21 protein-coding genes are annotated in these 20,002 nt (G+C 68.2%); 9 read left to right on the top strand and 12 right to left on the bottom strand.

Going from position 1 to position 20,002, the window contains the following annotated elements; all coding sequences use genetic code 11:
- The first annotated feature begins 82 nt into the window (after nucleotides 1-82).
- Both GR168_RS01260 and GR168_RS01255 read left to right on the top strand, forming a co-directional pair.
- A complete protein-coding gene (locus tag GR168_RS01260) occupies nucleotides 83-619 on the top strand; it encodes a ferritin (RefSeq protein WP_058253734.1) in 537 nt (178 codons plus the stop codon).
- A gap of 397 nt (nucleotides 620-1,016) precedes the next feature.
- Nucleotides 1,017-2,093 (top strand): IS110 family transposase, encoded by a 1,077-nt coding sequence (locus tag GR168_RS01255; protein ID WP_137811085.1) that lies wholly within the window; start codon nucleotides 1,017-1,019, stop codon nucleotides 2,091-2,093.
- 82 nt (nucleotides 2,094-2,175) lie between these two features.
- Here GR168_RS01255 and GR168_RS01250 read toward each other — a convergent pair whose 3' ends face one another.
- The 5 genes from GR168_RS01250 to GR168_RS01230 form a co-directional block, all read right to left on the bottom strand.
- Nucleotides 2,176-3,099, bottom strand: coding sequence for a DUF5926 family protein (locus GR168_RS01250; protein WP_159369796.1), 924 nt, complete (start codon nucleotides 3,097-3,099; stop codon nucleotides 2,176-2,178).
- Nucleotides 3,100-3,154: 55 nt separating this feature from the next.
- On the bottom strand, nucleotides 3,155-3,964 hold the full coding sequence (locus tag GR168_RS01245; RefSeq protein ID WP_058253733.1) for a glycerophosphodiester phosphodiesterase family protein: 810 nt from the start codon (nucleotides 3,962-3,964) through the stop codon (nucleotides 3,155-3,157).
- Entirely contained in the window at nucleotides 3,961-4,998 is a 1,038-nt protein-coding gene (locus tag GR168_RS01240; protein ID WP_159369795.1) for a DUF4328 domain-containing protein, read from the bottom strand. The genes GR168_RS01245 and GR168_RS01240 overlap by 4 nt, the downstream gene beginning before the upstream one ends.
- Nucleotides 4,995-5,345: a rhodanese-like domain-containing protein gene (locus GR168_RS01235; RefSeq protein ID WP_058253732.1), complete on the bottom strand. Its 351-nt coding sequence runs from the start codon at nucleotides 5,343-5,345 to the stop codon at nucleotides 4,995-4,997. Before GR168_RS01235 ends, GR168_RS01240 begins: the two co-directional genes overlap by 4 nt.
- A 397-nt stretch (nucleotides 5,346-5,742) precedes the next feature.
- A complete protein-coding gene (locus GR168_RS01230; RefSeq protein WP_137809856.1) occupies nucleotides 5,743-6,606 on the bottom strand; it encodes a S49 family peptidase in 864 nt (287 codons plus the stop codon).
- 89 nt (nucleotides 6,607-6,695) lie between these two features.
- Between GR168_RS01230 and GR168_RS01225 the strand changes: the two genes are divergently transcribed.
- Nucleotides 6,696-7,442, top strand: a complete 747-nt coding sequence (locus tag GR168_RS01225) for a VOC family protein (RefSeq protein WP_078111894.1) — start codon at nucleotides 6,696-6,698, stop codon at nucleotides 7,440-7,442.
- 95 nt (nucleotides 7,443-7,537) lie between these two features.
- Here the strand turns inward: GR168_RS01225 and GR168_RS01220 are convergent, their stop codons facing one another.
- Nucleotides 7,538-8,611: a winged helix DNA-binding domain-containing protein gene (locus GR168_RS01220; RefSeq protein WP_058253716.1), complete on the bottom strand. Its 1,074-nt coding sequence runs from the start codon at nucleotides 8,609-8,611 to the stop codon at nucleotides 7,538-7,540.
- A 51-nt stretch (nucleotides 8,612-8,662) separates the two neighbouring features.
- Nucleotides 8,663-9,373, bottom strand: coding sequence for a peptide-methionine (S)-S-oxide reductase MsrA (gene msrA, locus GR168_RS01215; protein WP_068971337.1), 711 nt, complete (start codon nucleotides 9,371-9,373; stop codon nucleotides 8,663-8,665).
- A 174-nt stretch (nucleotides 9,374-9,547) separates the two neighbouring features.
- Between msrA and GR168_RS23725 the strand changes: the two genes are divergently transcribed.
- Nucleotides 9,548-9,700, top strand: a complete 153-nt coding sequence (locus GR168_RS23725) for a hypothetical protein (RefSeq protein WP_165629232.1) — start codon at nucleotides 9,548-9,550, stop codon at nucleotides 9,698-9,700.
- A gap of 208 nt (nucleotides 9,701-9,908) precedes the next feature.
- Nucleotides 9,909-10,538: a superoxide dismutase gene (locus GR168_RS01210; protein ID WP_004021423.1), complete on the top strand. Its 630-nt coding sequence runs from the start codon at nucleotides 9,909-9,911 to the stop codon at nucleotides 10,536-10,538.
- 353 nt (nucleotides 10,539-10,891) lie between these two features.
- On the opposite strand, the gene GR168_RS01205 is transcribed toward GR168_RS01210, so the two are convergent.
- Together GR168_RS01205 and GR168_RS01200 are read right to left on the bottom strand one after the other, a co-directional pair.
- Complete coding sequence (locus GR168_RS01205; RefSeq protein ID WP_159369794.1) at nucleotides 10,892-11,644, bottom strand: energy-coupling factor transporter transmembrane protein EcfT; 753 nt, start codon at nucleotides 11,642-11,644, stop codon at nucleotides 10,892-10,894.
- A complete protein-coding gene (locus tag GR168_RS01200) occupies nucleotides 11,641-13,782 on the bottom strand; it encodes a DUF2232 domain-containing protein (protein WP_203235878.1) in 2,142 nt (713 codons plus the stop codon). Before GR168_RS01200 ends, GR168_RS01205 begins: the two co-directional genes overlap by 4 nt.
- Before the next feature lie 213 nt (nucleotides 13,783-13,995).
- Here GR168_RS01200 and GR168_RS01195 point away from each other — a divergent pair, with 213 nt between their 5' ends.
- The 3 genes from GR168_RS01195 (at nucleotide 13,996) to GR168_RS01185 (ending at nucleotide 16,260) form a co-directional block, all read left to right on the top strand.
- Nucleotides 13,996-14,517, top strand: coding sequence for a hypothetical protein (locus tag GR168_RS01195; RefSeq protein WP_058253731.1), 522 nt, complete (start codon nucleotides 13,996-13,998; stop codon nucleotides 14,515-14,517).
- 148 nt (nucleotides 14,518-14,665) lie between these two features.
- Nucleotides 14,666-15,361, top strand: coding sequence for a TMEM165/GDT1 family protein (locus tag GR168_RS01190; protein WP_159369793.1), 696 nt, complete (start codon nucleotides 14,666-14,668; stop codon nucleotides 15,359-15,361).
- A gap of 137 nt (nucleotides 15,362-15,498) precedes the next feature.
- On the top strand, nucleotides 15,499-16,260 hold the full coding sequence (locus tag GR168_RS01185; RefSeq protein ID WP_065631287.1) for an SDR family NAD(P)-dependent oxidoreductase: 762 nt from the start codon (nucleotides 15,499-15,501) through the stop codon (nucleotides 16,258-16,260).
- A gap of 61 nt (nucleotides 16,261-16,321) precedes the next feature.
- On the opposite strand, the gene GR168_RS01180 is transcribed toward GR168_RS01185, so the two are convergent.
- The 3 genes from GR168_RS01180 to GR168_RS01170 form a co-directional block, all read right to left on the bottom strand.
- Entirely contained in the window at nucleotides 16,322-17,497 is a 1,176-nt protein-coding gene (locus GR168_RS01180) for an MAB_1171c family putative transporter (RefSeq protein WP_159369792.1), read from the bottom strand.
- A 42-nt stretch (nucleotides 17,498-17,539) separates the two neighbouring features.
- The gene (locus GR168_RS01175; protein ID WP_058253708.1) at nucleotides 17,540-18,052 is read right to left on the bottom strand and encodes a hypothetical protein; all 513 of its coding nucleotides are present in this window, start codon (nucleotides 18,050-18,052) and stop codon (nucleotides 17,540-17,542) included.
- 124 nt (nucleotides 18,053-18,176) lie between these two features.
- Nucleotides 18,177-18,752: a helix-turn-helix transcriptional regulator gene (locus tag GR168_RS01170; RefSeq protein ID WP_058253707.1), complete on the bottom strand. Its 576-nt coding sequence runs from the start codon at nucleotides 18,750-18,752 to the stop codon at nucleotides 18,177-18,179.
- A gap of 293 nt (nucleotides 18,753-19,045) precedes the next feature.
- Here GR168_RS01170 and GR168_RS01165 point away from each other — a divergent pair, with 293 nt between their 5' ends.
- On the top strand, nucleotides 19,046-19,978 hold the full coding sequence (locus GR168_RS01165) for a hypothetical protein (RefSeq protein ID WP_159369791.1): 933 nt from the start codon (nucleotides 19,046-19,048) through the stop codon (nucleotides 19,976-19,978).
- The last annotated feature ends 24 nt before the right edge of the window (nucleotides 19,979-20,002 follow it).

The following is a 20,002-nucleotide window of genomic DNA, read 5'->3' as shown; positions in this document are numbered from 1 at the left end:
GGTCGCCAAACGCAGGCCAGACTTGCCTTACTTAGCCTGAACTTGCTGGTGAGAGCCATTTTTCGGTTCTACGATGGGCCGCATGTCCGAACACACGAAGTTCCATCAGCTGCTGCACGACCAGATCAGCAACGAGTTCTACGCCTCGCAGCAGTACATCGCGGTCGCCACCTATTTCGACAACCACGACATGCCCCAGCTGGCAAAGCTCTTCTACCGCCAGGCCGTCGAAGAGCGCAATCACGCGATGATGATCGTGCAGTACTTCCTCGACCGCGACATGGAGGTCGAGATCCCCGGCATCCCGGCACCGAACAACCGGTTCGAGGACTACCGTGCGCCCATCGATCTCGCTCTCGCACAGGAGAAGACGGTGACCCAGCAGGTCGTCGACCTGGCGAAGTCGGCCCGCGACACCGGCGACTACCTAGGCGAGCAGTTCGTGCAGTGGTTCCTCAAGGAACAGGTCGAGGAGGTCGCGACCATGACGACCCTGCAGACCATCGCCGAACGCTGCAACGGGAACCTCTTCGACCTGGAGAACTTCGTCGAGCGAGAGTTCAACGGCGAGAAGACATCCGACGCCACCGCACCGGTCGCGGCCGGCGGGAACATCTGACGGAGTTCCATCCGCCCCAATCCGAAAGAGCCGCGAAACCCCCGCTCCAGATCCGAGAGAACGACATAACCCTCGCTCCCTGAGGTGCGAGGAGCGCAAGCGACGAGCCACGAAGGGCTGGCGAGATACGTTGCTACACCCTTCGTGGCAGTGAGAATGGGTGTGGGTGGTTGACCGGGTTTGGGTCTGACTTACTTCGTGGCTGACGGTGCTGTCATGGGCGAGATGTGTCGGCCCGGAACTCCGGTCGATCACCTGCACCAAGTGACCTGTGAGGACCGGGGCGGGTGTGACCTGATTAGGACCCTGTCTGGCTGGTAGGCCGTGACTCTTCACTGTCCTGTCCACCCGCCCCGGTGAGGTCATCCCACACCGCAGTGAAGGAGACACCGCCAGAATGGCTGAGACAGCAGTGACCACGCAAGTGGTCGTACTCGGAGTCGACACCCATCAACAGACCCACCACGCCGCGATCGTCGCCACCGACGGCCGCCCGCTGGCCGATCGCGAGTTCCCGACCACCACCGCCGGCTACACCCAGTTGTGGCAGTGGGCGTGTGGCTTCGGCCGCGTCGAGGATGCCGCAGTGGAATCGAGCGCCTCCTACGGGGCCGGGTTGACCCGGATGCTCACCGCCGAAGGGGTGCGAGTGATCGAGGTCAACACCCCCGATCTGCCGCGCCGCTACGCCCACGGTAAGACCGATCAACTCGATGCCTACGCCGCAGCGATGGCAGTCATCACCGGCCGCGCGACCGCGGTGGCCAAAGACACCCGCGGCGCGGTCGAATCTATTCGGATGCTCACCGTGGCAAGGGCTTCGGCCGTCGAGGAAGCCACCCGCATCGGTAACCAGATCCGTGACCTGTGTACCACCGCACCAGCCGAGTACGCCGATCAAGCGCGCCAGGCCCGCACCATCGCCAAGCGGGCAGCATTCATCAAAGACTTGCCGGTACCAGCCGAGAAAGCTGATCTGTCCGGGCCGGCCGCGGCGTTCGTGCGCGCTGCGCGGTCGCTGCTCGACCGACACCGACTCGCCCAACAACAAGCCCGGTCTTTGGCCCGCGAACTCACACGACTGCTGAGCAAGCTGGTACCCACCCTGCTCTCGCGCCCGCAGATCGGGCCGATCACCGCCGCCCGCCTGGTGATCACCGCCGGTGACAACGTCGAGCGGATGGGCACCGAGGCACGGTTCGCCAAACTCGTCGGCGCCGCCCCGTTACCGGCATCCTCAGGCAAAACCAGCCGTCACCGACTCAACCGGGGCGGGGACCGGCAAGCCAACAGTGCTCTGCACATGATCGCGGTCGGACGCATGAAATCCCACGCCCCCACCCGCGCCTACGTCGAGCGACGTTCCGCCGAACACAAAACGAAGAAAGACATCCTCCGCTGCCTCAAGCGCTACATCGCCCGCGAAGTGTTCCGCGACCTCACCACTGACCTCGGAGCACTTGACAAGCTATAGGACCCTCTCGCTTCGCTCGCACCTCAGGGAGCAGAAGAAGGCTCTCAGGGAGCAGAAACAGCGCGGTTACGGACCACGCCGGTCAGCGCAGCGTGACCTGGCGACCGCGAATGCCGTTGCGGGAGCTGCGCTGTTCGATCGTCAGCGGCGAGGTGTCCGCGAGTGCTTCGCCGAGGCGGCGATCGAGCTCGTTGAGACCCGCGTACCACTCTTCGTGGTGCATCTCGTTGTCGAGGTCGAAGACCGGGACGAGCAACCCGTGGGTGCGGAACGATCCGGCGAACCGCGAGCCCTCACCCATCGTCAGATGACCGGCCGCGTGGAGCCGGGCCATCGCCGACATCAGGTCGTCCTCCGGCTCGGGTCGAATCCAGCGCAGGTGCGCACGTTCGCCCGCATCGACCCACCAGGGCGCACCGGCGCCGCTGTCGACCACGAGCCGCGCGGTCGGCAGCACCGAGTCGTTGGCGCGCTCGAACATGGCCGTGATCTCCGCCGGGACCTCGGTGCCCTCCACGAACCACCAGCCGAAGTCCTGGTGCACCGTGATGTCCAGGGTGGCGTCGGTCTTCACGACCTCGTCGAGGCTGGGGGCCTCGTCGGCAGCTTCGAGGTCGAACTCACTGCCGGCGTCGGCGTGAGCGGCCCACGCGATGGCCGCGGCGAGTTCGACGGTCAGCGCCGATCGATCGGGGTCGGTCTGCAGACCCACGAAACCCTCTGTCGCACCGTCGAGGTCGCGCGCGAGAGCAGGCACCGCGCCCGGCAGGATCGTCACGATCGAGACGTCGTTGCGGGAACCGGCCGGCTCGGTGAGTTCCAACCGCGCAGTCGCCGACGCGACGAAGGTCCGCAGCGCGACGAAATCGCATTCGGACGCGAACCCGGCGAAGGGCCGGGGCGGCGGCGCCAGAGCTGCGGCCTGGCGTGCCTTACGTGCTGCGACGCGCTCGGCGCGATTGCTTCCCGGACGTGGTCCACTACCCCGTTTGCTCTTCTTGCCCATCGGTCCACTCTCTCACGTCGGCCCGCGGCACCCGACAGGTCGTGCGGGCGGCGGCTCAGTCGACGGTGACCAGCCAGTCGCGCACCTTCGCCGGGTGGTTGGTGGCCAGCCACCGCACACCGAGATCGGCACATAGCTGGACGTCGACCTGCTCGTCGACGGTCCAGCAGTAGGTGACCCGACCGGCGGCGGCGGCGCGATCGACCAGGTCCGGGTACTGCCGCAGGGTCATCACCGACGGTCCGATGCCGGTCGCCCCGACCGCGGTCGCGGCGCCCCCGCCCAGGACCCGGGCGGTGTCACCGAGCAGGATCGTCGGCAGCATCGGGGCGTGGCGCCGGATCCGCCAGACCCCGGCCGACGAGAACGAGATGACCACGGCGCGGCTGTGATCGGCCGACGGCGGCGTCGCCACCCCGAACTCGTGCAGCATCTCGAGGAGCTTCTGCTCGACGAGACTGCCGAACCGCACCGGATGCTTGGTCTCGATGAACAGGCGGACGGGTCGGCGCCAGTCCAGGGTCAGCGTGAGCAGCTCCCGCAGCGTCAGGATCGACGCGGGTCCACCAGCGGCATGCCAGCTCCCGAAGTCAAGCTCGCGCAGTTCGGCGAGCGTCATCTCGCTGACGATCCCCGAGCCGTCGGACGTCCGGTCGACGGTCCGGTCGTGCACGCACACGAGTTCGTGGTCGGCGGTCAACCGGACATCGCACTCGAGGCCGTCCGCACCCTGTGCGAGAGCCAGCTCGTAGGCGGCCAGGGTGTGTTCCGGACAGTCGCCCGACGCCCCGCGGTGCGCCACCACCGCCGGCTTGCCCGATCGGGAGACCTTCTCGGCCGCGCCCACGTTCACCCCTGAGTTCATCCGACCGCCACCCACCGTCTCGTCGGGACCGGGGCCGCCGCGGCGGCGTCGAACAGTGTCCGCACCCGGCGTGCCATCCAGAAGGCGAAGGCAGCCGAGACCGCCGCGCTGACGATGACCATCACCATCGCGTTCGCCCCGGTCTGCAGCGAGTCCGAGCGCCACGCGACGAGCCGGGCGATGATCGCCGCCCCGGCCGCCGCATTCACCACCACCCAGGCGACCCACAACTTGCGGAGTCGTCGGCCGACGAGGTCGGCATCGAGCGCGGGGTCCTGGCCGACCCGATGCACAGCGACCTCCTGCACCACCAGCGGCGCACCGATGAGGTTGACCAGCGGCAGGCCGGCGAGCGCGGCGACCCAACCGGGCCGGCGCGGGTCGACGAGACCGGCCGCGGCGTAGGTGTCCGCGCGCAACTCCAGGACCCAGCGCATGAAAGCCAGCGTCGCCAGGACGAATCCGAGGAATGCGACCACACCGACGAAGACGGTCAGCCAGTCGGACGCGACGATGAGGAATTCGGGCAGCGGACGGTCACGGTTGACGACCAGCAGGAGGTAGCGCACGAGATGGACCAGTGCGGACGCGGCCAGCGCAGAGCCCGCCACGTTCAGGGCGAACTGCAGTCGGACACGCGAACTCTCGAGTTTCTGGTGCGCGGTGTCGACCTCCGCCGGTTCGTCATGCAGACCCCAGGTGGGTATGTAGACGTACCGGGGAATCAGTCGGGGGCCACGTCGGCCCGAGGGGCCGCGGCGGACAGGAATCGCCTCGGGTGGGCGGCGGGCCACCCACCGGACGTTGCGACTGCGGTAGAGACGTCCGGCGGACACCGGGGCCGGGCCGGGACGAGACGGGACGTGCGGCGGGCGCACCGCGCCGGGCGCCGGCGATCGTGCCGGCGTCTGCCGGGCGGCCAGCGCCCGCGCGGCATCCTCGACGACGCTCAGCGGTCCGCCGCATCGGGGGCAGTGTTCACGGCCGGGACGGTGCGGTGCCTGGATTCGACACCGCGGGCACAGGTCGATCATCGGCCGGCGTCGCCCTCGGGTCGTGGATCACCGATCTCGACGGGCTTGCCGTGTTCCTGCCAGGCGAGCATGCCGCCGCGGACGCAGATCCCGTCGTAACCGACCTGCGCGAGGTACTGCAGCACGCGCATCGATCGGCCGCTGGAATGGCAGACCACGTACAGATCGTGATCGGGGTCGAGTTCGGCAAGGCGGCCGGGCACCTCGGCCAGCGGGATGTGCACGGCGCCCCGGATGTGACCGGACGCCCATTCGTCGTCCTCACGGACGTCGAGCATCACCGCGTCGGTCTGCCCGGTGAAGTCATCCGGAAGGTCGGTCACCGGCACCTGAGTGATGTCGCCCATGCTCACGTTTTCCATGGTGGCACAGAGACGGCCGGGCGCGGCGGCAGCTCGACCGGACCACTGCCCGCGCGCCCCGCTGTCATCACCGAGACGGGTGTGAAGCAAGGCGCTATGTAAGCCTACATAAATTTATCCACATGTACGTCCTGGACATTTGTCCCTCGTTCGCGCACTGACCGTCTACTTGGGGATGAGACTGTGGAATTGTGGAAAAACGCTGGCCACCGGCCCGCGACTTGTGACCGCGATCACTCGTTTAGCCGAATGTGCGCGTAGGAAATTCACGAAAGTGCACACGCCGGAACGTCGTGAACTCTTCCTTCGATGAACAGCACCTGTGGATAACGTGGGGACAATTCACAAGCAAAACCATGTGAACGGGCTGTGATCGGGCCTTTCAGTCCCGGTGGAGCAGCGACAGCCGCAACGACGGGGCGCGGTCGAATGCTGCCAGAACGCCGGTCGTCACGCTCTCCGCAAATCCGGCAACCGATGTCTGGCTTCCCACGAGTCTCATGAGCAGCGGCTTCGGCGTCTCCACGACGGTGATCTCCGCGTCGGGGTACCGCTCGGCGACGACCGAGCGCATCACGCCGATCCCGTCGACGACCCCGAGTTCCGCGGCGCGGTGACCGATCCACACGTCGCCGTTGAAGAGTTCCGCGTCGGAAGCGGTCAGCTTTTTACCGCGGCGCTGCCGGACCCACGCGATGAACGCCTCGTGCAGCTGGCCCTGCAATTCCTTCAGCCATTCGACGTCCTCGGGCTGTTCGGGCGAGAAGGTGTCGAGTCGCGCCTTGTTCTCGCCGGTCGTGTACAGCCTGCGCTGTACACCGAAGCGGTCGAGCACGGCCGAGAAACCGAAGCCCGACGACACGACCCCGATCGAGCCGACGATGGAGGTGTGGGCGGCGAAGATCTCGTCGGCCGCGCAGGCGATCCAGTAGCCACCGGAGGCCGCGACGTCCTCACAGAACGCGAGGACCGGCACGCCCTTCTCCGCCGACAGCTGGCGGATGCGTTCGGCGATGTACTCCGACTGCGCAGGCGAGCCACCGGGCGAGTTGATGACGACCACGACGGCCCGCAACCGCTCCGTGGCGAACGCCTTCTTCAGAACCGGCTCGACGGACTCGGTGTTGACGCCGTGCTTGCCCATCCCCGCGATCCCGATCGGGCCGTCGAGACGGACGACGGCGACCTGCTCGGTCCGCGCCTTCGAGAATTTCTTCCCCACCGCCCCCAGCGGTCCTGCAGTCATCTGTCCGAGTGTAACGACGGCGACCCGCCTGCTGTTTTCCCACGCGCCGCGACAGTCCGCGACGTGGGACGCACCGTAGAATCTGCCGGGTGCAGGTGCGGTGGCTCAGCGCATTCCTCGACTTCCCCGCGGAGGTGTTCGGCAGCGAGGTGACCTTCTGGCGCGCGATCTCGGGCAGCACGGTCTCACCGCCGCGGGGTGAGCACCGCGAGTTCGCCTCGCTGGAGCCCTTCTACGGCGACCCGCATCTGCGAGTCCAGCGGATCGACGACGGACCGGGTGGAGTCCACCTCGACATCCACACCGACGACCCGCACGCCGCCACCGCCGAGGCACAGGCACTCGGTGCGACCCTCGTCGTCGACGCCGGGACTCACCTCACCCTCCGGTCACCCGCCGGTTTCGTGTTCTGCCTCGTGCCGTGGGAGGGCGAATCGAAGCGGTCGCGGCCCATCCGTTGGCCCGGCGACACCATCAGCATCATCGACCAGCTGTGCATCGACATCCCCGCCGGCATGTTCGACGCCGAGGTCGACTTCTGGACCGGGTTCACCGGCTGGCCGACGAAGCCCCGGGGTCGGCCCGAGCTGGTCGCGCTCCGCCGCGACCCCGCGGTGACCCTAGGGATCCTGTTGCAGCGCAAGCAGGATGAGTCAGACAACGATGTGGCGACAGCGCACCTCGACATCGCCACGAATTCCGTCCCCGACGAGGTCGCACGGCACGAGGACTGGGGCGCCCGCGCGATCGAGCACTTCCCGCACTGGACGACGATGGCGGATCCGGTCGGTCGCCGCTACTGCATCACCTCGCGGAACCCGCGCACCGGCGATTGAGTCGCGGGCTCCTTCGATCCGGTGCGCAGACGTAGTGTGTCGTTGCGCTCGGCGCCACGATGTGCGACATCTGCCGGGCCCCGTCGCTCCGAGCTTCAGGTATCGACCAGAAATTCACGGAGCCGGTCGACCTCGGCGTCGACCTCGCGCCGTTCGGCGGCGGTCACCGGACGCAGGTACTCGACCGCCGGAACGTCCTCGGCGTCGAGAGACCATGTCCCTGCGAGGAATCCGTCGAGGAACACGAATCCGGGCGACCGGCCATTGGGAGTCACGGTGCGCCGGTACATCTCCGGGTCGGCGACCCGGATTCGGTCGGCCTGGGCGCCGATCACGTGGTCGAAGGGGGCGATCAGCCGCGCCGGCGCCGGCGCATCCGGGTCGGCGAGGGCGAGACCGTCGAGGTCGTAGAGGACCTCGCCGTTCGGACCGTCGAGCCGGACGAGCTCCCAGTCGGCCTCCAGCTTCTCGACGAGGGGTCGCAACCGGGTGAGCCCGGACCACGTCTGGATGGCTTTCACGGTGGCCGGGCCGAACCCGCGCAGATACATCCGGACGAGATCGGCACGGGCTTCGTCGTCGACGACGGCCGGCACGCCCGGGCCGGCCCACTCGTCGAACAGGCGGTACGTCGGAGCGCCCCGCCCGCGCCACAAACCACGCGGGGGGACCTGGACCAGTGGCAGCCCGCACCGTGCGATGGCGGTCAGGGTCGACGCATCTTCCGCCGGATGGCGGGCAACCAGTTCGCTCCCGAGGTCGGCGACGGCGAGTTCGCGACCCGCCAGAATCTCGGCGGCGGACCGCACGACCTGCGTCGGGTCGGCGTCCACCAGTCGCTGGGCGTGGATGTCGGTGAGTCCACGCCGCAGCGTGGGCTCGGCGAGTGGACGAATCCAGCGTGCGTCCTCGGCGTCGATCAGGAAGATCGTCGCGCGCAGCAGCGTCATGCGCACGACCTCGCGGTCGGTGAGCAGATCGTCCAGCTCGAGGGGATCGAAATCCGCGATCCGCGACCACAATCCGAAGAATGCCGCCCGCGGGTCCTGGGACTGCAGCCCGACGCAGCGGTCCAGGACCTCGATGGCGTCCTCCGCGACGCGGGTGAGCAGGTGCTGGCGCTGCAGCAGGGTGCGATTCCACTGCCGCAGCGAGATCCGTTCGGTCACCGCGTGTCTCGTCGGGTCTGCGACCGATGGGTACGGCGGCGCACCGCGACGTCAGGCGGGGTAGGCGACACCGGTCGCGGCATGGCAGCGGTATCCATGCGGGTTCTTCGCCAGATACTGCTGGTGGTGGTCCTCGGCGTAGTAGAACCGTCCGTCGCCCGCCTGCGCCAGCGGCTTGATCTCGGTGGCGATCGCACCCTCGCCCGCAGCGTCGAGTGCGGTCTGGAAGGTTGCGGCGGTGCTGCGGACGAGGTCAAGGTCCGCGTCGGTCAGGGCGTACACGGCTGATCGGTACTGGGTGCCGATGTCGTTGCCCTGACGCATCTCCTGCGTCGGGTCATGCGACTCCCAGAAGACCTTCAGCAGGCCTTCGAGATCGACGACGGCCGGATCGAAGACCACCAGCGCCGACTCGGTGTGACCGGTCCGCGCGGTGCAGGTCTCCTCATAGGTCGGATTCGGCGTGTACCCGCCCGCGTATCCGACCGCGGTCGTGTACACACCGGGGACCTGCCAGAAGATCTCCTCGATCCCCCAGAAGCAGCCACCGGCCAGGACGATCGCGTCGAGGCCGTCGTCGAAGCGTCCGATGCCGTGTACGTGGGAGCCGTCGGACTCGGCCCGACCGCGCATGGGCGTTCCGAGAACGAGGTGCTCGCCCGGGACCGTGATCTCGGACGAGCGGCCGGGCAGTGCAGCGTCGGCGGCGACGAGATCCTGTTTGCGTGAACCGGCGGCGAAGAGCTGGTCGAGCCATGACATGCGCCAAGTCTACGCGCGGTGGGATACGGCCCGGCGACGACGAGTTGAGCTGACCGTTCGAGTCTGTTTATGATGGCGGTCACATCCGTGGCACTGTGATACCGATCACTAGTACGCCATCGCGGCCCGTCCGCCGGCAGGGATGTGCAGCCGTTCGAGGGACGAGAGGCGACGATGGCGACGCACGCGACCGGAGATCTCCGACGCGCCCCCGGGCTCGGTCGGACCGCCCCACGCGCCAACTACGACGTCGCGAGGAGTTGCCGCACAAGCGCCCTGACCATTCTCGCGCTCATCGCGGTCTTCATCCTGCTCGTCCTCATCTGAACCCAGCCGACTCGATGCGGCCTGGTCAGCTCTCAGCCTACGCACTCTCGCGTCGTTGACATCTCAACCGCACTTGATGTTTCTTGGCGCGGGATTGTTGCAATCACCCATGCTCTGGGGAAGGCTGGAAGCATTCGCGTGGCGCCCGGCCGAGTCGTCGGAGCCATGCGTGGACAGGGAAACGAGTAGCACCTCAGAGAGGAACATCGTGGCTGAATACACCTTGCCGGATCTCGATTACGACTACGCGGCACTGGAACCGCACATCTCCGGCAGGATCATGGAGCTCCATCACAGCAAGCACCACGCCACCTACGTCAAGGGCGCGAACGACACCCTGGAGAAGCTGGCCGCGGCCCGCGACGACGACAGCATCGCCGGCAAGGTCTACGGACTCTCCGCCACCCTGTCGTTCCACCTGGGCGGTCACACCAACCACTCCATCTTCTGGAAGAACCTGTCGCCCAACGGCGGTGGCGAGCCCGACGGCGACCTCGCGGCCGCCCTCACCGAACAGTTCGGTGGCTTCGACAAGTTCAAGGCCCACTTCACCGCCGCCGCCACCACCCTGCAGGGTTCGGGCTGGGCGATCCTGGGTTACGACACCATCGGCGGCAAGCTCGTCATCCTGCAGCTGACCGACCAGAGCGGCAACATCCCCGCCGCGATCATCCCGGTCGTCATGCTGGACATGTGGGAGCACGCCTTCTACCTCGACTACCAGAACGTCAAGCCCGACTACGTCAAGGCGTGGTGGAACGTCGTGAACTGGGCCGACGCCAACGAGCGTCTCGCCCGCGCGAAGAGCCAGGGCAGCGGCCTGGTCGTCCCGGCCTGATCCCGGTTCGCCGAACCTCAACAGCGCCGGTCACCTTCAGGTGACCGGCGCTGTTTGTTGTTCGGGGCCCACGTTCTCTGCTGCGAGCAAACCCCTGCTCCCTGAGTAGCGAGCGAAACCTCTCAGCTCCCGCGCGAGCCAAGCCTCCCCCGCTTCCCCACGGAAGCCTCCCCGCTCCCCACGGGAAGCCTCCCCCCCTTCCCCACGTGCGGGCGAAGCCTCCCCCTGCTCCCTGAGGAGCGAGCTTGCGAGCGTCACGAAGGGTCGTCCGCAAGTCGTCTCGCCAAAGACCCTTCGTGACGCGCCCTCCGCAAGCTCCGGACCCTCCTCAGGGAGCGGTGGGGACGCGTCCCTCAGAGAACGAGCGTGACCGTGATGGCGACCGCGCAGGCCAGGCCGATCACGATGAGCGCCAACACATCTGCGCGCCCGGGGCCGGCCTGATGGGCGGTCAGGCGGCCGGTGCCGCCGCGGGCGGTGATCGCCTCGGACATCTCGGCGCTGCGTCGGAGCGCCGACGACATCGCCGCGGTGATCAGATCCATGATCCCCATCTCCGCCGACGGATGGTCGCTGCGGCCCTTGGCCGTCGGCCGGAGGCGATGCGCCGCACGCAGCATGCGCAACTCCTCGATGAGCAGCGGAAGACCCCTGAGGCACAACGCGATCGCGACCGCCCACTCGTCGACGGGCAGCCGGAGCCACCGCAGCGGACGCATCAGCCGCGCCAGCGCCGGCGCCACGTCGGCCATGGGGGTGGTCCAGATGACGAGGATCGAACTGGCGACGAGGACGAGTGCCAGGGTGATCGCGCGCAGGAAGACCAGGGCGCCGGGGATGCCGGCGAACGACACGTTGAACGCGACGCCGATGCCGATCAGACCCCAGAACCACCACGGCGGACGAGGTATGGCGCCCAACGGGATTCCCGCTACGAGGGCGGTGATCACCACCACCGCGGCGACCATGCCCAGCGCCGGCCACGACGGCAGCACCCAGGTCATGATCCCGAGGATCAGCACGATCACGAGTTTGGTCCCCGCCCACAGCCGGTGCACGAACGAGTCGCCGGGCACCTGCCGCAGCGGGACGGTACGCATCGTCATCGGGTTCCTCCGTCCCAGCCGCGTGCCTGGTCGATCATCTGATGCGAATCGGGCAGGAGACGCCCGTCGACCAGCCTGACCCGTCGGGTACACACCGACTCCAACGACTCGAAGTCGTGCGAGATGATCACGATGGTCATCCCGTCGGCGCGGAGCCGGGCCAGCAGTGCGACGATCTCCTCGCGTGCCGGCGGATCGAGACCGGCCAGCGGCTCGTCCAGGACCAGCAGGTCGGGATGGCGCGCGATGAGACCGGCCAGCACGACGCGTCGCATCTGTCCGCCCGACAGCGCGTCGACCTTGGTGACCGCCATCCGGCGCGGCAACCCGACGAGTTCGAGGACCCGGGCGACCTCGGCGGTGCCCACCTTCTCACCACCGGCCGCCATGATCTCGTCGGCGACGGTGACCTTCTGCAGTTGCAGACGCGCGTGCTGGAATCCGAGTCCGACCGCGCCGACCCGCTCCGTCATCGGCGTTCCGGCGTCGAAACCCGCTCCGGGAGTGATCTTCTCGTGGATGTCCAGCAGACGGCAGGTACCGGTCCCGGGCGGGAGCAGGCCGGCCATGATCCACGCGAGAGTCGTCTTGCCCGATCCGTTGCCGCCGACGACGAGGAGTCCCTCGCCGCGGTAGACCGTCAGCGAGATGTCCTGCAGGGCAACTACCTCCCACGGTGAGCCCGGCAGGTGCGCATAACCCACCTGGTCGAGCACGAGGAGTGGCCCGCCGATCCGCGAGGTCGGTGCGGGCGGGGGCGACGGGCGCGGGTTCGGCGCGCCCAGGTCAGCGTCGGGACCCGGCATCCAGTCGGGCGCGTGCGGCACGAGGCGTCCCCCGGCCAGGTGGATCACCCGATCGGCCGCCGCCGCCTCGCTGCCGCGGTGCGTCACCAGGACGACGGCGATCCCGCGGCGTGCCGGGAGGCCCGCGAGCAGCGCCAGCAATTGTCCCCGGCCTTCCGGGTCGACCATCGACGTCACCTCGTCGGCGATGAGAAGCTGCGGATCCCGGGCGAGCGCCGCCGCGATCGCCAGCCGCTGCTGCTGACCGCCGGACAGGTCCGTGGTCTCCCGGTCACCGAGTCCGGCGAGACCGACCTCGTCGAGCAGTGCCTCGACGTCGACGTCGACGCCGGGCGGCAGACCCCAGACGACGTCGTCGGCGACGCGGGAACCCAGCATCTGTATCTCGGGACGTTGCAGGACGAGCGCGGTCCCGCCGTGCGCGCCCAGACCGGGCAGGCCCGGCCGGTGGACCACGCCGGTGGACGGGTCACGCCCGGCCAGGATCTTCGCCAGCGTCGACTTCCCGGAACCGTTGGCGCCGACGACGGCGACGAACTCACCGGGATCGATCCGCAGGTCGATGTCGTGCAGCACCGGGCGGGCTTCGGGCGCGTACGCGAACCCGACGCGTTCGAAGACCAGCGGAAGCGGCGCGATGCCCGGATCGTGGGCCGCGGCGACCACCGCGGCCGGGGCGAACCCCGACGGGACGGCGTCGAGCGTGTCCTCGCTCGGCACGTCCCGCAGCCTGCTGATCACGGAACCGAGGATCCACCACGCGACGAGCAGCGAGATCGCGGTGCCGAGGGTTCCCGACACCCAGACCCACACCCACCAGTCGTCGGCGATGCTCCGGCTCATGGCGTCGAGCCCATCGGCGACGCCGCCGGTCGGGCCCCATCCGTGCAGCCACTTCGCGACGCCGTGGATGGAGTTGGTCATCGCCTCGATCGTCAGTTCACGTAGCGGCACCAGGATCAGGAGGATCAGCACGGAGATCCCACCGAGCACCGGCGAGGCGACCAGCGTGGCGACCCCGAGCACACCGATCCCCCGGCCCCGGCGCTTGATGTCGCCGACCAGGCCGCCGACCAGCGCGGATCCGAGGACGGTTGCCATCGCGCCGGTGCCCGCCATCGCGAACGCCACCGCGGTGGTGGCGACCGTGGCGGTGACCAGGGCCCGCGGCCGCGTACGCGCCGCGATGAGTGCGAGCGGCACCGGGGCGAGCAGTCCGGCGGCCTGGGCCAGCGGGATGACCGACGCGATGACCACCGCCGCGACGGTCAGTCCGCCGAAGATCGCGACGGACGCGAACTCCATGGGTCGCAGCGGGGGCGAGTTCTTCACCGGTCCAGTGTGCCTGGTGCCGTCGCCCCCACCGGCGGGGACAGTGCTCCGCGACCGCCGCTGTCGTTCGTTCGCATGTTAAAGATCCATCACAACACGGTGATTCGAGTTGTCGGCGCCTCGCCACCGGTGGATGGTCTTCTCACCAGGGTCGGCCGTCGGTCCCCAGTCCGTGGATCACCCGAGGTCGTGCCCGGGTCGGAGGAGGACATGATGCAATCGATTCCGATCGGCCTCACACCGTTCCAGCACGAGGGCACGCTGAACGGCATTCTCATCTCGGGCCGCTGGCCGGAGTCGACGCTCGAGTGGACGCAGACGCTTGTGGCCTCGGTCCGGATCGCCTGCCGGCCGGGTTTCCTGCCCACGACGACGATCTTCGGCGTGGTCGAGCAGCGTCCGGAGCAGGGTGAGGCGGACACCGTCGGGATGATGGTCGCGATCGGCAATGTCGTCGACGACAGCTTCGTCGAGGCGGGCCGCTTCCTGAACAATCCGCCGGCGCTGGTCATGCTGCATCCCCCGTCGCAGACGCGCCCGTCCCTGCCCGAGTGTTCGCAGGTCGCCTCCGGCTGCGTGCTGCTGCCCGGACTCCCCGAACTCGGGCTCGAACACCGGGCGGGATGGGCCGAGGCGGAGGCCGACGGCACGGTGGTCAACCTCCGCAATCAGGTGGGTATCGACCCCAACGCCGACCCCGACACCGCCGTGCTGGCCATGCTTCTCGCAGCGTAGGGCGGGGCGGCCGCCCGAAGGCCGCACGACGGGTCACCGACCCCGTGGATACGGGTCCCCGAACATCTGTTTTTGATGGCCCTACCTGCGGAAATACGGGTCTTCGACGAGTTGCGTCCCCGAGTTAGCGCTGACTAACCTGGCGTCCGTGATTGCCGCCCTGCTCCTCAGCTTCGGCGTGATCTTCGTGGCCGAACTCGGTGACAAGTCACAGCTGATGGCGATGACCTACGCCCTGCGCTACCGCTGGTGGGTCATCCTCCTCGCGATCACTGTGGCCACCACCGCGGTGCACGCGGTCTCGGTGTTCTTCGGCCACTTCCTCGGTCTGTCGATACCCACCACGCTCCTGACGATCCTCGCCGGCCTGGCGATGCTCGTCTTCGGCCTCTGGACGCTGCGCGGAGACCGGCTCGACGACGAGGAGTCCAGTCGGGCGACCCGCGTCGGCGCCTCGGTGTTCTTCGCCGTCATGTCGGCGTTCTTCCTCGCCGAACTGGGCGACAAGACCATGCTCGCGACCATCACGTTGGCCACCGACAACGACTGGCTCGGGGTCTGGATCGGGTCCACGCTCGGCATGGTCGCCGCCGACGCTCTCGCCATCGGTGTGGGTGTCCTGCTCGGCCGCCACCTCCCCGAGCGCGTCATCGCGATCGGCGCGGCAGTTCTCTTCTTCGCGTTCGCGGCCTGGCTCATCACCGACGGTCTGATCGGTGCGTCGGTGCCCGTGATCGCCGGCACGCTCAGTGCAGTCGTGATCATCACCGGGATCGGCATCGTGCTGATCCGCCGGGAGAACCGCCTCCGTTCCGACGAGAGCGTCCGAGCGCTCGTTCGGTAATTCAGGGGGTCTTTCGCGGTTGGTGCGAGCCGTCTGACTATCGTGAAACTGCAGCACGAGCCGGAGCGGCGTCGCCGACGACGGCGGCGCGGCCGGCAGGAGAACGGGTCGGGTACCGCGAAAGGATCACCTCACACATGGACGTTTCAGGCGCTTCCGTACTGGTCACCGGCGGGGCCTCCGGCCTCGGTGCGGCCACCGCACGGCGTTTCGCCGCAGCCGGCGCCCAGGTCTTCGGCCTCGACCTGCAGGCCTCGATCGACAAGGCCGCGCCCACCGAAGGAGTCACGCTGGTCGCGGCCGACGTCACCGACGAGACCCAGGTCCAGGCCGTCATCGACACCATCGCCGAGTCCGGGGCACCGCTGCGTGTCGCGGTCAACTGCGCCGGCGTCGGCTGGGCCGCACGGATACTCGGCAAGAAGGGCCCGCACGAGCTCGACCTCTTCCGCAAGGTCATCGACATCAACCTGGTCGGCACCTTCAACGTCATGCGACTGGCCGCCAACCGCATGCAGGAAGAGTCCACCATCGACGGTGACGGTCAGCGCGGCGTCATCATCAACACCGCATCGGTGGCCGCGTTCGAAGGCCAGATCGGTCAGATCGCCTACGCGGCGTCGAAGGGTGGTGTGCACGCGATGACCATCTCGGCAGCCCGCGACCTCGCACGCGTCGGCGTGCGCGTGTGCACCATCGCCCCCGGCACCATCAGCACGCCGATGCTGGCTGGTGTCACCCCCGAGTTCCAGAAGACCCTCGCCGAGGGCATCCCGTTTCCGCAACGTCTCGGCGAGCCCGACGAGTACGCGCAATTGGCGGAGTTCATCGTCGCGCACAACTACCTCAACGGAGAGACCATCCGCATGGACGGCGCGATCCGGATGGCGCCGCGCTAGTCCGACCGACTCGCCTTGTTCACCTGAGGCGACTTCGCCTGTTCGAGGGCCGGCCGGCGCATCACCGGTCGGCCGGCTCCTCGACCAACTGTACGGCGTCGAGCGCCCGGGCCAGTCTGATCAACGGCACGGCATCAGCTTCGAGACCCTCGCCATCGGCCGGCGCCAGGTCTCGGACGGCACCGCCGTCACCCTCTCGCGGATCGTGTCCGGCCACGGCGGCCCGCAACAGCCTCGCCTGCACCTCGGGTTCGGCATACCCGAACACCGCCGGGACCCGAGGACTCAACTGCGTCAACGCGTCTCGGGTCTCGACGACGCGCCGATGCAATCGGGTGGTCGGTGTCAGCCGGCCGGCATCCGGTAGCACCACTCCGGGGACCGCGTCGGTCACCAGTCGCCACAGGGGCACGAGTTCGGCGTCGAGGCGTCGACGACGCCGGTTGGCCGCGACCGACTGAACCCGCGCGTAGACCATCGGATAGCTGATCCCCATCAGGAACGTGACGACGCCGACGATGGCGACGGCCCGATTCGTCGTCAGAAGCCACGGCGACCGGACGACGTTCGTCGCGGACACGATCACGAACACGATCTGACAGACCGCGCCGACCGCGAGACACGTCAGACCCGTCATCAGAAGGCCAAGGGACACACGGAGATAGCCGTCCGCCGTCGCATAGAACTTGCGGACGCTGTTGACGCAGGCGACGAAGCCGTAGGCGAGGTAACCGCTGGCGATCAGCATGAACAGCGCGAAACCCCAGTTCTGGACGGTCCATTCGTCGATGGTCGCGGTCCGGATCTCGACCGGGATGACCAGCATGGTCACCTGCAGCCCGACGAGTGCCACGACGAGGGGCAATGCCTCCCATTCGGCCCGGCGTTCGCGCGTGACCTTCCCGGGGAAGAAGAACACCACCACGAGCGCCGCGACCCCGATCGCGAGGAGCGCGTAGAACGCCACCCTCGACAGGCCGGTGAAACCGACCTCGTTGAGCACGTCTGCGACCGAGTCGTCGACGACGACGAATGCGAGGGTCAGCGCCGCCACGGCGATCATCATCGCCAGCGGCTGCAACCCCCATCCCGCACGGCGGATCTGATCGAGGCGCCAACAGAACGCGAGGGCGAAGACGCCCGCGGCGACGGCGTTGACCGCGCCGATCCCGACGTCCACCCCGGAGGCCAGCAGATTGACCGTCGGGCCCCCGCCCGCGACAGTGATCACGCCCAACAGGGACTCACATTCTTCCCGGTGCCACAACCGACCGGCGTGTCACAGCCATCCGCGATGACCCCCCAACAGTTTCTGGAGTCCACGCAGTTCGCCGTGCGACGCGGTGCTCCCGACGCCGGTGCCGGCGTCCTCGGCCCAGCCGAGAATCAACGAGGCGAGCATCTCGGCCTCCCACTCGGCGTCGTCGGAGTAGCACGTGCGCCGGAGCGCGGCTGCCGACTCGTCCTGCGTCAGGGCGGCGATCCCCGCCGCCGAGGCCTCACCGAGGATCTGGTGGCCGGCGATCAGATGGCCGAACTCGTGGACGACGATCTGGTTGCGGTGCAAGCGTGAGGTGTGGGCCTGGTGGAAGAAGTAGTCCGCGTCGGTCGCGGCCAGCCAGATGCCGTTGGGAACCCCCGCGGGCAAGGCATGCTCGATCAACCGGATGGGCCGACCGCGACGGTCACCGTACCGTTCGCAGAGTTGAGCCACGTCGAGGGGCAGATCGAGATCGAGCCCCTTCAGCTCGGCGCGGCACAACGCGCGCAATGCGCGCTCGGATCGACGCATGAGCTCATCGAATCACGAGCGCGCACCACGCCGGAATCCACCCGCGGCGATCGACTTCGCTGGCCTGTCCGGGCCGACACCCCTCGGTCCGGAACGAATGGCTCCGCGAACGCCTCACCGGCGGTCAGTCGTCGCTGTGGTCTCCGACGACGCGAAGCCGCGAATCGGCCGACGGCTTGGTGTCGCTCAGACCGGCCGCGATCACGTCCGGCGGATCCTTGGGCAGACCCTGCTGCTCGCGCAGCACCTTGATCAGCTCGTTCACCACCGTGACCGAATCACTCGACAACCCGGCCAGGCGGAAGGCCGCCAGCTGGACGTTCGTGTCGGCCTGCAACCGCATCAGATCGATCTCGTCGCGGGTACGCTGCGCGGCCCGATCCTCGAGAAAGTAGTGCACGTCGACCCCGAAAGCGGCCGCGATGCCCTCCACCGTGCGGAACGAGGGAGACTTGGCCTTCCCCGATCGCAGTTGGCTCAGATACGACTCGCCGAGTCGGAACCCCCGCTCGGTCGATCGCGCCGCGATCGCCTTCGCGCTGTACGCCCTACCGTTCGGACCAGGAACCGTCCGGAACAGTTCCTCGAGCCGCCGGGCGAACAGCCCGGGGTCGAGAGCATCCGCGTCCGTCGTCCTCGAACGATCGGAGTCGGTGCGTCCGGTGTCGCCCATAGGCTTCTCCGCCCCTCCTGAAGTCATGACAATCTTCTCCGAAACGCAAAATTTGAATTTGCAAGCATTAAAGCCCGCTGTACACGGCCGTTGCAACGATCGGTACGATCAGAAAGTACCGGACCGCCGCGCTCTGCGCGTATCACCTGTAAAGATGGTGTAACGATCGATAGTGTGGCGTTCTTCACATTCATGGGGGTCATGGGTTGCCGACGCGGATCCGTCAGATGAACATTCGGGTTCGGCCCGCGGTGCGCGTCGATCCGCCGCATGGTGTCAGCGACGATGTTTCACCCCCTCGACTGTACGCCTGACGAACGATGAGCCACCGTCTCCCGACCCCCCGCGGCGCCCGTGCCAAGCCGCGTGGTCTCGCCGTCCTTCTGATCGCTCTCGCCGCGATTCTCTTCATCGTCGTCGCGCCCGGGGTGGCCTCGACAGCCCCACCCGGCCCCGATGCGCCAGGCGCGGACTGGGCCGGTGACGCCCACTCCGACTCCGACAGCGATCCCGATGACACGGACGAGGTCGACGACACCGACACCGACACACCCGCGGGCTCGGCGACCGATGACCCCGAGACGACCGAACCCGAAACCACGGACCCCGAGACCACCGATCCCGAAACCACGGACGAGTCCTCCGCACCGTCCCATCCCACGGGCTGCGGTTGTGGATCGTCGCCCATGCCAGGGACGTCGGACACGACGAGCGAGACCACGACCACGACCACGACCAGTACCGGCGATCCGGATCCGTCGACGTCCGGGCGCGAAACCACGTCCGGGCGCGATGGCGACGGTGACGACCCGTCCCGCGGCATCCGCCGGGAGGAGGACGCTCCCTCGGCGTCCGATGGCGATGTGAGCGGGTCCGACCTGGCCGGGGTCCCCGCGAACACCGGTCCGGCCGTCACCGACGTACCGACGGTCGCCCCGCCTGGTGGAGGTGGTTCGACCGGGCCGACTCCGGACTCCGGCTCCGGCAGCGGGCCGGACACCGATCGTCGTTCTCCACAGCCCGACACCGGTGTCGAATCCGACGGCTCCGACACCTCGCAGACGGTTGCGGGTGCAGCGGGTCCGCCGGTCGATCCGCCGCAGGCCTCGCCCGGTGTGCCGGAGGACTCGACGTTGACGTCGGTGCGGAAGTTCGTCCTCGGCGTGGCGCCGGGAGCACTGTTGCTGCTCGGCGCCGTCGCCCTGCTCGGCAGCGGGTCGTTCCTCGACTCGTTGCGCTCGATGCGTCCCTGAGACGCGGCGACGAGACGTTCGACC

It is taken from the genome of Gordonia sp. JH63, assembly GCF_009856645.1.
Classification (GTDB): Bacteria; Actinomycetota; Actinomycetes; order Mycobacteriales; family Mycobacteriaceae; genus Gordonia; species Gordonia hongkongensis.
This window is presented reverse-complemented; position numbering and strand designations above follow the sequence as displayed.

Excerpts from the sequence above, each read along its gene's own strand:
- GR168_RS01260 (WP_058253734.1), top strand. The coding sequence starts at position 83 with ATGTCCGAACACACGAAGTTCCATCAGCTGCTGCACGACCAGATCAGC.
- GR168_RS01255 (WP_137811085.1), top strand. The coding sequence starts at position 1,017 with ATGGCTGAGACAGCAGTGACCACGCAAGTGGTCGTACTCGGAGTCGAC.
- GR168_RS01250 (WP_159369796.1), bottom strand. The coding sequence starts at position 3,099 with ATGGGCAAGAAGAGCAAACGGGGTAGTGGACCACGTCCGGGAAGCAAT.
- GR168_RS01245 (WP_058253733.1), bottom strand. The coding sequence starts at position 3,964 with ATGAACTCAGGGGTGAACGTGGGCGCGGCCGAGAAGGTCTCCCGATCG.
- GR168_RS01240 (WP_159369795.1), bottom strand. The coding sequence starts at position 4,998 with ATGATCGACCTGTGCCCGCGGTGTCGAATCCAGGCACCGCACCGTCCC.
- GR168_RS01235 (WP_058253732.1), bottom strand. The coding sequence starts at position 5,345 with ATGGGCGACATCACTCAGGTGCCGGTGACCGACCTTCCGGATGACTTC.
- GR168_RS01230 (WP_137809856.1), bottom strand. The coding sequence starts at position 6,606 with ATGACTGCAGGACCGCTGGGGGCGGTGGGGAAGAAATTCTCGAAGGCG.
- msrA (WP_068971337.1), bottom strand. The coding sequence starts at position 9,373 with ATGTCATGGCTCGACCAGCTCTTCGCCGCCGGTTCACGCAAACAGGAT.
- GR168_RS23725 (WP_165629232.1), top strand. The coding sequence starts at position 9,548 with ATGGCGACGCACGCGACCGGAGATCTCCGACGCGCCCCCGGGCTCGGT.
- GR168_RS01205 (WP_159369794.1), bottom strand. The coding sequence starts at position 11,644 with ATGACGATGCGTACCGTCCCGCTGCGGCAGGTGCCCGGCGACTCGTTC.
- GR168_RS01195 (WP_058253731.1), top strand. The coding sequence starts at position 13,996 with ATGCAATCGATTCCGATCGGCCTCACACCGTTCCAGCACGAGGGCACG.
- GR168_RS01185 (WP_065631287.1), top strand. The coding sequence starts at position 15,499 with ATGGACGTTTCAGGCGCTTCCGTACTGGTCACCGGCGGGGCCTCCGGC.
- GR168_RS01175 (WP_058253708.1), bottom strand. The coding sequence starts at position 18,052 with ATGCGTCGATCCGAGCGCGCATTGCGCGCGTTGTGCCGCGCCGAGCTG.
- GR168_RS01170 (WP_058253707.1), bottom strand. The coding sequence starts at position 18,752 with ATGACTTCAGGAGGGGCGGAGAAGCCTATGGGCGACACCGGACGCACC.
- GR168_RS01165 (WP_159369791.1), top strand. The coding sequence starts at position 19,046 with ATGAGCCACCGTCTCCCGACCCCCCGCGGCGCCCGTGCCAAGCCGCGT.